Below are 11,631 nucleotides of genomic sequence, written 5' to 3' on the forward strand. Positions count from 1 at the left end.
ATCATGCGCGTATTGTTAGATATTTCCAGCACCCTCTTTTACGCCGGCGGCATTAGTGTGTACACTGAACACCTAGCTGCGGCCCGCGCCATCTTTGCCGCATACGGCATCGATCTCCATCTCATCAATCTGCCACAGCCGTTGCACCCGCCACCACAACGCAACTTACGGCGCAAATTGAGCGTGCTAGCGTGGGAAAGCGCCTATATGCAAGGACTCGTTCCCCTACGCGCTCAATTACAAAAGATGCATGCGATCCATGCGCCGGGTATTCGCTTCCCGCTCACCGCGCGCGTACCGGTAGTAGTCACCATCTATGACATTATCCCCATCCTGTATCCCGAACTCTTCCCCCGGCATGGTGCGATTGTCTTAAGTACATACTTTCGCCTGATGCGCCGATTTGCGCGGATGGTCATCGTTACTTCGGAAGCGACCAAGCGTGACGTACAACAACACCTCCGCATTCCAGCAGAACGCATTGCCGTCGCACCGCTGGGCGTCAATCCTGTCTTTCAGCCTCAAAGCCAAACCACAATTACCAGTGTACGCGAGCGTTTAGGCATCAAGTGGCCGTATATCTTGTTTGTCGGCAACATCGAACCTCGCAAAAATATTGTGCGCCTGATCGAAGCGTTTTCCATCATACGCCAGCATGGTTGGCCCCATCACCTGATCGTGGTCGGGAAAGGAGGGCCTTTATCGGGGCCAATCTATCACGCATCAGCCGCGTTAGGACTGACCGATTTCGTTCACTTTACCAGTCATTATGATGATCATGATTCCGCTTTCGCGGCGCTCTACGCAGGCGCTGATGTATTCGTCTACCCATCGCTGTATGAAGGTTTCGGCTTGCCGGTGATTGAGGCGATGGCATGCGGTTGCCCAGTCATTACCTCTGATGTCGCCTCGCTGCCAGAGGTAGGAGGTGCGGCCGCAGTCTATATCAACCCGTATGATGTCGCCAGCATCGCTACCGCGATCGAACAGGTACTAGCAGCACCAGACTTTGCAGACACCTTGCGACACAGCGGGATCCGCCACGCCCAACAATTCACGTGGGAACGCTGTGTCGCCCTCACTGCACAAGCGTATCACTGCGCGCTGAACTCGTGAGAGGATCATATGAAACGAGTGCTTTGCGTTACAGCTCGGTTTCCGTGGCCTTTGGGGAGCGGCCAACAAATCGCGACGTTTCAAGATCTGCGTTATCTAGCGCAATATGTGCAGATTGATCTAGTTGCCCTGATAGACCGCACTGAAGTCGAGAACGCACCCCAATACATGCAAGCGTTGCAAGCGGCTATACCAAATCTGACTATTCATCCACCAATTCCACAGCCGATATACAGCAACCGCCAGATCACCAGCAAAGTAGCCGTCTTCTTGCGCAGCTTAGTTACGCGGCGACCGTTTATTGTCAGCAAACTCTACAACCAAGAATTGATCCATGCGGTGACACACCTTTTAGCAAGCCAACCCTTTGACATCCTCTATCTTGATCAGCTTGGAATAACATATGTGATGGACTTCATACCAGCACAGATCAAGAGTCGGGTAAAAGTTGTCTACCGCATCCATGATATCACCGCTGAAATGCTCTATCTCTACACCAAAAACCATCCATGGCGACCTACCAATATTGCAGTTATGCTTGATTTAATCAATTGTACCGCGTACGAACTTCGCATCTGGCGTGCGGTTGACTATCTTCTCCCAATCACAACACGTATTGGCCGGCTGCTTAGCGAGCAAGACCAACAGCTAACCGCCAAAATACTTAACTTTCCGCTCTTGATTGAGCCAGCACATGAACGGCTAACACCCGAAGCGAATGGTCCTAACATTCTCTACGTTGGTTCTGTGCATTATCCACCCAATCTTGCCGGCCTCCAATGGTTCATCAACACATGCTGGCCAGTTATCAAACAGACCATTCCGCAAGCCCATCTCGACATCGTTGGCCGTGGCGGCGAGAAACTGAAGAATATCACCGACGGTATCAGCATTCATGGATATGTCGAAACAATTGAACCATTATATCAACAGGCGGCGGTACTCATTGTCCCTCTCTTCTCAGGTTCCGGAGTACGGCTCAAGATCCTAGAGGCGCTGAACCGGGGGCTACCGGTTGTTTCAACCCGAATCGGCTATGCAGGACTTGAAATTAACGAAGGGGAACACCTCCTCGTAGCTGATGATGCAAACGGCTTCGCCCACCATGTTTGCCATTTACTCAGTGATCGGCACGAACGGCAGCGCCTCGCCGCCAATGGCCGCACCTTTGTAATCAACCATCATAGTATTTATGCAACGCAGTGCGGCGTGCTACAATTAATAAAAGAACATCGTGTAACCTAATGCTGTCTTATGATCCTGATGCATCAATGGCGAATAAGCTTACTTAATGTCACTGTCAATCCGCTGACCATCCCAGATTTCAACCAATGCATCGCCACCGCCATCGCCCAGCAAGCGCGTTGGATCATTGCTAACCACAATCTCCACAGCGTTTACTTATACCAGCGCGACCCCAAAATGCGCGCGTTTTACGAACGAGCTCAGATCATTTACATTGACGGCATGCCACTGGTCTACTGGGGCCGGGTGCTTGGCTATCCATTGCGCCGCGACCAGCGCATCACCTGCGTTGATTGGGTGCATCCGTTGATGGCCGCAGCGACGGCAGGAGGCTGGCGGGTCTTTTATTTGGGCGGCAAACCGGGGGTGGCGGCACGGGCCGCCGAACGATTGTGCCAACAATACCCCGCCTTGCAGATCGCCACCCGTGACGGATACTTCCAACCGGCTGACAACTCTGCGGTATTGGCCGAAATTACCAACTTTCAACCCCACATTTTGATGGTAGGCATGGGTATGCCACGCCAAGAACACTGGATTCTCGAGAACCTCGATCACTTGACCGTGAATGCCATCATAGCAGTCGGTGCATGCTTCGATTACGTCGCCGGCGCAATCCCAACCCCGCCGCGCTGGATGGGATGCACCGGTCTCGAATGGCTCTATCGGCTCTACAGCGAGCCGCGCCGGTTAGCGCGGCGCTATCTGCTGGAACCGTGGGCGCTAGTCCCCCTAATGGCGCGCGATCTGTGGCAGATGGCCCAACGTGGCAGAGGCACTAGCAGATAATAGTACTCTTTGTTTGCGCTTAGATAACACTTGTTCTAGTATTCTACTTGCCCTATGCCCCTTCTCCGTGCTATACTATCCCTCGGCATACCCCGCGGTAGGGTGTTACACCGGTTAGGATGGAGTGAAGGCGCGGCCACGATGCCGGCAAGCGCCTTCTCGCAAGGAGCCGGCATGCTGGAACGCCTACGCACGCGATTGATCGGAAGCATACTTGTATGGGATCTGATCGCGACGCTGCTCTGCCTCGCCCTCGTTGTTGGGGCTGATAGTAAGACCACCATGCGCCAGTGGCTGCTCTATGCTGGCGTAGCTGTAATATGGACGTTGGTCTTCATTATTCTTGCCCCGCAACGCGCTATCTTCACCCGCACGCTGCTCGAAGCCTTTACCCGCCTGTTCCTCGCCGTGTTGCTAGCGGCAACCTCGTTTGCCGGCATGCTCTATTTGATCAATGGCAATGTGATCGATCGCGATCATTTCCTCCGCTTTGTCGCGATTAATCTGGTCGTTTTGGGCATCATTCATCTTAGCTTCCGCACCTTTACCCGCTGGCGGCAAACCCGCGGCGGTATGCGGCGAGTGTTGGTAGCCGGCGATGCAAATGTGGCTGCCCGGCTGGCCGATGAGTTTGGCCGCTGGCCACGGACGGGAGTGGCAATTGTTGAGTATGCATCAAGTGAACGCGACGCGCCGGTATCCGTGCTGCGGCTCGGTCATCTATCCGAACTGCTGGCGCCGGTGCGACAGTATCACATCGATGAGGTAATTTTTGCATTACCGCCGGCCCAGCACGACCACGTCGTTGAATCGTCACTGCAACCGCTCGGCGAACCGGTGATGCTGCATATGGTACCCACAGCGCTCGATTTGGCCTTCGCCCGTACACCGGTTGATAGCGTAGGTGGAATACCGCTCGTCTCGTTGCGCGAGTCGGCGTTGACCCCAACGCAGCGTGTGGTCAAACGACTGTTTGATATCACGGTCAGTCTAACGCTGATTGTGCTGCTCTCGCCGATAATGCTCTTGATCGCGCTCTTGATCAAGCTCGAATCACCCGGCCCGGTGATTTTCAAGCAAGAGCGGATCGGCGAGCATGGCCGTCGCTTTCAGATGTTTAAATTTCGCAGTATGTACATCGATGCCGACCGGCGCTGGCACGAGGTCGCCAAGCGTGATGAAACGACCAACAAATTGATTCATAAGCAGAAAGACGATCCGCGTGTAACGCGCGTGGGCCGGAAGCTGCGCCGCACGTCACTCGATGAGTTACCGCAATTGTTTAACGTCCTGCGCGGCGAGATGAGTCTGGTCGGGCCGCGCCCAGAGATGCCGTATATCGTGGCTGAATACGAGCCGTGGCAGTGGCAGCGTTTCCGGGTGCCTCCCGGTATGACCGGCTGGTGGCAGGTGAACGGGCGGAGCGATAAGCCCTTGCATCTGCACACCGAATATGATCTCTACTATATTCAGAATTACTCGTTCTGGCTGGATTTGCGCATTCTGGCCAAAACGCTGATCGTGGTCTGGCAAGGACGTGGCGCGTACTGAGGCAATGAAACCGGTATTTTCAGCCATCGCCCTGCAGTGGCGGCATCTGGTCGCCCACTATGTTGCTGAATGGCGGATCATCCGCTGGCTGGCGCCGTTGGTATTGCTGCATTCCCTGATCTATGTCTTTCTAGCTCCGCCATGGCAACACTACGACGAGCCGGGGCATTTCTTGTACGCAGCCTGTATTGTTCGCGGCGGGATCAGCGCGCCGGATAACGTAGCGATTGCCCGCGAAGTGGCCGATTCAATGTACCGCCACCAGTTCTGGCCGCCCGGTGTGCAACCCGATTTACTCAGCCCGCACCCGCCGGCCATCTCCACCGACCAACGCCACCATCCGCCGCTCTACTACATAGTGATGGCTAGCGTCATCGGCCCACTTCGCTATTTGCCGGTTGAGACACAGCTCTACGCCGGTCGAATCGTGAGCGCCTTGCTTATGACACTAACGGTATTGGCCATCTGGCGCACTGTACAGACGATCGTACCCGATAAACCGCGGATGGCGCTCGTGCTGGCGGTGATGGCGGCGTTAACGCCGGCGTTTGTCGATCTGATGAGTGCGTTCAATAGTGACGTCCTGATGAATTTCGCGGCAGCGGCGGCGTTTTTGGGCATGGCGATCCTGCTCCGTGACGGCTGGCGTCCGGCTGGTTTGGCGCTGGCGCTGTCAGGAGCAACCGTCGCCATTCTGACCAAACGCACGGGGTTGCCGATCGTTGCACCATTAGGGTTGGCATTGCTCTGGGTCGCCTACCGGCGCCCGCTGCGCTGGTGGGTGTATGTGCTGGCGGCAAGCGCCGGCGCCGGCATCGTGGCAGTGAGCAGTTTTACCATGACTGCCGAAGGTTTGCAAACGCGGCCATGGCTAGCAGCGATCGAGCGTGATTATCTGCGGATACCGCTGGCGCCGTGGCTGATATCATGGACTGACTGGGGACGGGCATGGCCGTGGTACCAGCGCACGCTCGAAGTAGCGCATAGCCACTTTTGGGTACGGCTGGCGTGGGGGCATATCCCGGTCTGGCCGCCAGTGGGTGATTGGCTCTTTGCCGGGTTGAGTCTGGCCGCTATGATCGGCTTGTTCCGCGGCGCGTTCACATCGTTCGCCGCCCTGCCATTGTGGCAACAGCGGTGGCTCTGGCTCTGCCTGCTGGCGGTAGCAGTAGCTTGGTTCGTCCTGTTTGGCCGGCTGCACCCGCTACCAAACGAAGGCAGGCCCCACATCCCGCGTGGCCGCTATCTCTATTGGGCGATGGTTCCCACGATCTGGTTGGTGGTCTTGGGATGGCAACACCTCTGGCCGGAACGGTGGCGACCATATACGCCCTACGTCTTACTGGTCATCTTTGCTATCTTTGATGTAGCAGCGCTGATAGCGTTAGCATCCTTTTACTATCTCAATTGACAAAGCAAGCACCTGTCTGCTATAATCGGACGGGTACGGCAGGAACACCTGATGGATAGGCGCATGGAAGACGAGATTGACCTGAAACCGTACCTACGGGCGTTGCTGCGGCGCTGGTGGGTCATTATCGGCGTGGCGGCGGGGTTGGCGGTGATTGTAGGTGTCTTGGCTTTGATCCGCACACCGCCCTATACGTCCACCTCCTCGCTGTTGATTGTGCCGGCCAGCGCGCAAGTGACGCTGGATTCTCGTTTTACCAGCCGCGACTCACTGCTGTTTACCACGACGTTCAACCAGCGCGAAGCGTTGCTAGGGCTGGCGCGCGATGCGACGCTGGAAGCAACGGTGGCGCAGGCACTAGCGATCACATACCAACCCGGCAAATTAATAAGTCAGATCGCAATCGAATCTGACGGCGATCTGATATGGATCAAAGCCCAAGCCGAAACGAGAGAGGAAGCGCAGCGATTGGCAACGGCATGGGCGCAAGAATATGCCCGCTTCGTAGCTGAGACATACACTCGCAATACGGCATCACTTCCCCTCGTTGAGCAACAACTGGCTGAAGCGCAGCAACGCTACCAAGAGGCGCAAGCCGCGTTAGAGGCGTTTATTGCGCAGGGAAAGATCACCGTCGCCGATCAAGAGGTGCGCCGGTTAACCGATATGGTTAACAGTACCCGCACGGCGGGCGCGGCCCGTTTTAACGCTTATTTACAACGCAGCAATATCCTTGAACAGACTCTGCGCGATACACGCTTGCTGCGGGAACGGTTGGCCAGCCAAACCAGCGATGGCCCTGCCACGGCTGACGCAATTGCCGCCTTGTTGCTCCGCATTCGCAATTTGAGCGATCAGGGCAGTGATCGTCCAATTCTCCAAATTGACAGTTCGCTCGCTACTAACGCGACTGTGACAGTGGCCGATCTCGATCAGTTAATTTCCGTCCTCGAAACTGAATCCCGCGCCGTACACAGCGAAGCGGAACGGTTAAGCGCAGTGGAGCTGGAGGAACTCAATCCCGCCTCCACCCGGCTGCTGCTCGAACGACTCATCGCGGCGCAAACTCGCCACGAGCAATTGTTAGCTCGCCAACGCGAATTGATCCATAGACGCGATATTGCGTTCAATCTGGTTGAAGTCTTGTTACGGCGAATTGAAGAGTTGCGGATCGCTGATGCCGCGCCGCAAGTATCGGTTCGCTATTTAGGCACCGTAACCAACCCAACTCCAATGATTGACCAGCGAGCCCTCACGCAAGCTGCTATCGCCGCATTAGCCGGGATGGTGCTGGCCGCTGCGGTGATTGTAGCGATGGAGGCAATGGCTAGTGCTCGTCGCAGCACACCGCCGCAGCCAAAGCCGGCTGGAGATTGATCTTGCTCTGGAAAGCATCGCTAACTAAAAGGTGCATCCCATTGCGCCCGCACAGCATATAGTGGCATCTACACCCATGAACCGACCGCTCCTCTCGGTGATTATTCCCTGTTATAACGAAGCTGCGACCCTACCGGCGATTCTGGCTCAGGTTGAAGCCGTCGATCTCGACAAAGAGATCATCATTGTGGATGACCATTCCACCGATGAAACGCCGGCGATTCTCGCCGAGCTGGCACGCACCCGCCCTAACCTCACCATCATTCGCCATCCGCAAAACCGAGGCAAAGGGGCGGCGGTGCGCAGCGGCTTAGCCCATGCTCGCGGCGAGATCACGATTATCCAAGATGCCGATCTGGAATATGACCCGCAAGACTATTATGAGCTAGTGAAACCGATCGCGAACCGGCGCGTTGATGTCGTCTTCGGTAGCCGATTTCTTGGCCGCCATACCGGAATGTACTTTTGGAATGCGATCGGCAACAAGTTCCTTACCTTTTTGACGAATTTTCTCTTTAACTGCTGGATCTCTGACATGGAGACCTGCTATAAAGTGGTGCGCACCGACATTTTGCGTGGTTTACGGCTTGAGAGCAACGATTTTCGCATCGAGCCGGAAATTGCCGCCAAGCTACTGCGCCGCGGCTACCGGATCTATGAAGTTCCGGTGAGCTATCTGGGCCGCACCTACGAAGAGGGCAAGAAGATGAAGCCGATTCAAGGGTTTTACGCCATCTTTGCCCTGTTGAAGTACCGGTTGTGGGTGTAATTAAGCAGACACGGGTTAACACAGGTTGCGACGGATTGGCACGGTTTGGGCGGCAAGCAGCGGGAACTGGTGTCCGCTTCAGGACAATAGGACACGAATAAATGGAACACGAGCCGGTTTGGCACCTATCTTGAACATCTCACCGGCAAAACTTGTGCAATCAGATAATTTGTGATACAACACTCAGGGAAGGCAGGCGGCGGGCCTGCCGCCATTCCGCGGAGGGGCGGGCGGCGCGGGAAATTCCCAGCACGCTCGCTTTTCGTTCGTAATGAGGAACGCATGCGAATTGCGATGCTGAGTGTCCATAGTAGTCCGCTGGCCCGGCTGGGAGGCAAAGAGGCCGGCGGGATGAATGTCTATGTGCGCGAATTGGCCCGTGAGATCGGCCAGCGCGGAGTTTTAGTCGATATCTTTACCCGCAGCCAAGAGCGCGCGACGCCAACCGTCATACCGCTGGGGCGCGGGGTGCGCTTGATCAGCCTGCATGCGGGGCCGGCGGCGCCGTACGATAAAAATCTGCTCTTGAACTATTTGCCCGAATTTGTCAGCCGGGTGCGCTGTTTTGCCGACGGTGAAGATGTGAGTTACGATCTGATCCACAGCCACTATTGGTTATCGGGCGAAGCGGCACTGCGCTTGCGGCGGGTCTGGCGCGCGCCGGTGGTTCACATGTTCCACACCTTAGGCGCGATGAAGAATAGCGTGGCCCGTTCGGAGGAAGAGGTCGAAACTAACCGGCGGATCGCGATCGAGCGTCGGCTGATGCGCGAGGCGGATGCGGTGGTTGCGGCCACGCCGCTCGATCGGGCGCAGATGGTGTGGCATTATGGCGCTGATGCCAGCCGGATCAGGGTTATCCCGTGCGGTGTGGATCTGCGCCGGTTTCAACCGGGTGATCGAGCTACGGCGCGGGCGGCGTTAGGCGTGCCGTCCGATGCGTTGATGCTGGTGTGCGTAGGCCGGATGGAGCCGCTGAAAGGGATGGATGCGCTGATCCGGGCCGCGGCGCGGCTGATCGGGCAACACCCCGCTTGGTGCGAGCGGTTGCAGGTGGTGCTGGTCGGCGGTGATGATGAAACGCAGCCAGAGCGGTGGAATAGCGAACAGCGCCGGCTGGATAGGCTGCGACGCGAGCTTGGCATTACGGCGCAGGTGCAATTTGCCGGCGCGCAACCGCAAGAGCGGTTGCCACTCTACTACACCGCCGCCGATGTGGTGGCCGCCCCCTCGCATTACGAATCGTTCGGCCTAGCGGCGCTGGAAGCATTGGCGTGCGGGGCGGCAGTAGTGGCGTCAAATGTGGGCGGGTTGGCGTTGACGATTGAAGATCGGCGCAGCGGGTTGCTGGTCCCGCCGGATGACGATGCGGCGCTCGCAGCCCAGATCGAGCGCATTCTAACCGACGCAGCGCTGGCCGCGCGGCTACGGGCGGCGGCAGTGCAGCGCGCGGCTGAGTATGGTTGGCCGGCGATTGCCCGACGCATTGCCGCGCTCTATGATGAGCTGACGACAGCGAACGCGGCAATCTGGTCGGCGCGGCGATTGGTGCGGGTATCGTGAAACGAACGTGGGCATTGATTATTGCCGGCATGCTCTATTTGGGCGTGGGCTGGATTCTGTCGGCGATCGGGCCGAGCTTGCCCGGTCTGGCGGCCCAAGTTGGCAAAGATATCACCGAGTTAGGCGCGGTGTTTACCGCTTTTTCGCTGGGCGGCGTGCTCGCCTCGATTGGCGTCGGCGCGGCGATCGGGCGGTGGGGGATGCGACCGGTGATTGCCACCGGCGCCGCACTCATGGGGAGCGGGATGTTGCTGGCCGGGTTGAGCCCGCTGCTGATTGGCCTGTTGGCCGGCACCTTCATGGCCGGGTTTGGCTATGGCGGGATGCTGGCCGGCGGCAATCTGTTGATTGCCCGCTTGTACCACGGCGCCGCCGGCGCGCTCAATGCCCTCAATCTCTTTTTCAGCGTCGGCTCGATCGGCGGCCCCATGTTAGTCGCGCTCATGATTGCTATGTTCGACCGGCCACAAGCGGCGATCTGGCTGGGCGCGCTGTTGATGATCGGGTTGGTCTGGCCGGCCATCCGGCTGCAAGAACCAACCCAAGCGCCGGCAGCGCAGATGGCCGGCGCACCGCGCTGGCTGGCGGCGGTGATGTTTGGGTTGCTGATGTTTACTTATATCGGTACCGAAATCGGGATCGGCGGGTGGATTGCGTTGATCCTTGAGCGCGGCGCCGGCTTAGAGTCGTCGTTGGCAGCGTTGAGCACCAGCCTCTTTTGGGGGATGTTGACCGGAGGGCGCTTTGCGGCAGCGTTCTGGGGCGACCGGCTTGGGCCACTGCGCATGCTCTTGTTGTGCGTGATCGGGTTGGGGATCGGTGGCGCGCTCTTGGTGCTGGGTACGGCACAGACAACGTTGGCGCTGACGGCAGTAGCGATCATGGGGCTGGCCTGCGGCCCGATCTTCCCGACCACGATGCTGATGATTACCCACGCTGCCGGGCGAAGCGGCGCGGCATTGAGTGTCGCGTTAACAATCGGCACCGGCGGCGGTTTGTTCCTGCCGGCGCTATTTGGGTTGTTGATCGGATGGTTTGGCCCGCCGGTCGGGGCGCTGCTGGTCGTGATTGACGCAACGTTGATGGTGGCGATGTTGGCGGTGGCCCGGCACGGGATGGCCCGTCCGCCAGCGGTGGCCAAATCGCCGGCATGATAGTATGGCTAACGGGATCAAAACCATGATTGCAATTGATCTGAATTGCGATTGCGGCGAGAGTTACGGCGCGTTTCAGGTCGGTGATGACGAGGGAGTGCTCCCTTTTGTTAGCTCGGCCAACGTCGCCTGCGGCGGGCATGCCGGCGACCCGCTGGTGATGCGGCGCACGGTGCGGCGCTGCCGCGAGCTAGGGGTAGCGGTGGGCGCGCACCCGAGCTACCCCGACCTGCACGGGTTTGGCCGGCGCGTGTTGCCGCTATCGCCGGACGAAATCGAGGATTGGGTGCTGGCCCAGATTGGCGCGCTGGCCGCGATTGCCTGCGCCGAACAGGTAGAACTGCGTCACGTCAAACCCCACGGTGCGCTCTACAATGTTGCTGCGCGCGACCATGCCGTCGCCGCGGCCATTGCTCACGCCGTCGCTGCGTTTAGCCGCGAGGTGGCGCTGGTCGGCTTGGCCGGATCGGCGCTGATCGCCGCCGGCATTGAAGCGGGGCTGCCAGTGCTGGCCGAAGCCTTCGCCGATCGGGCCTACGAAGCTGATGGCCGGCTACGCGACCGGCGGCACCCCGATGCGCTGATCATTGATCCGGTAGCGTGTGTGGCCCAGACGATCAGCATTGCCCGCGATGGGGTGGTTATTGCCATAGACG

General features: G+C 58.0%; 10 protein-coding genes. All 10 read left to right on the forward strand.

Going from position 1 to position 11,631, the window contains the following annotated elements:
* Positions 1-3 precede the first annotated feature (3 nt).
* Positions 4-1,116 carry a glycosyltransferase family 1 protein gene (locus tag U9R81_RS07970; protein WP_322494953.1) on the forward strand — a complete coding sequence of 371 codons (1,113 nt, stop codon included), beginning with the start codon at positions 4-6 and terminating at the stop codon, positions 1,114-1,116.
* 9 nt (positions 1,117-1,125) lie between these two features.
* Entirely contained in the window at positions 1,126-2,361 is a 1,236-nt protein-coding gene (locus tag U9R81_RS07975; protein ID WP_322494954.1) for a glycosyltransferase, read from the forward strand.
* Between the two features lie 18 nt (positions 2,362-2,379).
* A complete protein-coding gene (locus U9R81_RS07980) occupies positions 2,380-3,150 on the forward strand; it encodes a WecB/TagA/CpsF family glycosyltransferase (RefSeq protein ID WP_416180945.1) in 771 nt (256 codons plus the stop codon).
* A gap of 174 nt (positions 3,151-3,324) precedes the next feature.
* Positions 3,325-4,701, forward strand: coding sequence for a sugar transferase (locus tag U9R81_RS07985; protein ID WP_322494956.1), 1,377 nt, complete (start codon positions 3,325-3,327; stop codon positions 4,699-4,701).
* 4 nt (positions 4,702-4,705) lie between these two features.
* Entirely contained in the window at positions 4,706-6,112 is a 1,407-nt protein-coding gene (locus tag U9R81_RS07990) for a glycosyltransferase family 39 protein (protein WP_322494957.1), read from the forward strand.
* Positions 6,113-6,163: 51 nt separating this feature from the next.
* A complete protein-coding gene (locus tag U9R81_RS07995) occupies positions 6,164-7,489 on the forward strand; it encodes a Wzz/FepE/Etk N-terminal domain-containing protein (protein ID WP_322494958.1) in 1,326 nt (441 codons plus the stop codon).
* Positions 7,490-7,565: 76 nt separating this feature from the next.
* The gene (locus U9R81_RS08000; RefSeq protein WP_322494959.1) at positions 7,566-8,258 is read left to right on the forward strand and encodes a glycosyltransferase family 2 protein; all 693 of its coding nucleotides are present in this window, start codon (positions 7,566-7,568) and stop codon (positions 8,256-8,258) included.
* Positions 8,259-8,540: 282 nt separating this feature from the next.
* On the forward strand, positions 8,541-9,821 hold the full coding sequence (locus U9R81_RS08005) for a glycosyltransferase (RefSeq protein WP_322494960.1): 1,281 nt from the start codon (positions 8,541-8,543) through the stop codon (positions 9,819-9,821).
* Complete coding sequence (locus tag U9R81_RS08010) at positions 9,818-10,975, forward strand: MFS transporter (RefSeq protein WP_322494961.1); 1,158 nt, start codon at positions 9,818-9,820, stop codon at positions 10,973-10,975. The genes U9R81_RS08005 and U9R81_RS08010 overlap by 4 nt, the downstream gene beginning before the upstream one ends.
* Before the next feature lie 25 nt (positions 10,976-11,000).
* On the forward strand, positions 11,001-11,631 hold a 631-nt coding region (locus U9R81_RS08015), incomplete at its 3' end, for a 5-oxoprolinase subunit PxpA (RefSeq protein WP_322494962.1).

Source organism: Chloroflexus sp., from assembly GCF_034435895.1.
Taxonomy (GTDB): Bacteria; Chloroflexota; Chloroflexia; order Chloroflexales; family Chloroflexaceae; genus Chloroflexus.

Excerpts from the sequence above, each read along its gene's own strand:
- U9R81_RS07970 (WP_322494953.1), top strand. The coding sequence starts at position 4 with ATGCGCGTATTGTTAGATATTTCCAGCACCCTCTTTTACGCCGGCGGC.
- U9R81_RS07975 (WP_322494954.1), top strand. The coding sequence starts at position 1,126 with ATGAAACGAGTGCTTTGCGTTACAGCTCGGTTTCCGTGGCCTTTGGGG.
- U9R81_RS07980 (WP_416180945.1), top strand. The coding sequence starts at position 2,380 with ATGCATCAATGGCGAATAAGCTTACTTAATGTCACTGTCAATCCGCTG.
- U9R81_RS07985 (WP_322494956.1), top strand. The coding sequence starts at position 3,325 with ATGCTGGAACGCCTACGCACGCGATTGATCGGAAGCATACTTGTATGG.
- U9R81_RS07990 (WP_322494957.1), top strand. The coding sequence starts at position 4,706 with ATGAAACCGGTATTTTCAGCCATCGCCCTGCAGTGGCGGCATCTGGTC.
- U9R81_RS07995 (WP_322494958.1), top strand. The coding sequence starts at position 6,164 with ATGGATAGGCGCATGGAAGACGAGATTGACCTGAAACCGTACCTACGG.
- U9R81_RS08000 (WP_322494959.1), top strand. The coding sequence starts at position 7,566 with ATGAACCGACCGCTCCTCTCGGTGATTATTCCCTGTTATAACGAAGCT.
- U9R81_RS08005 (WP_322494960.1), top strand. The coding sequence starts at position 8,541 with ATGCGAATTGCGATGCTGAGTGTCCATAGTAGTCCGCTGGCCCGGCTG.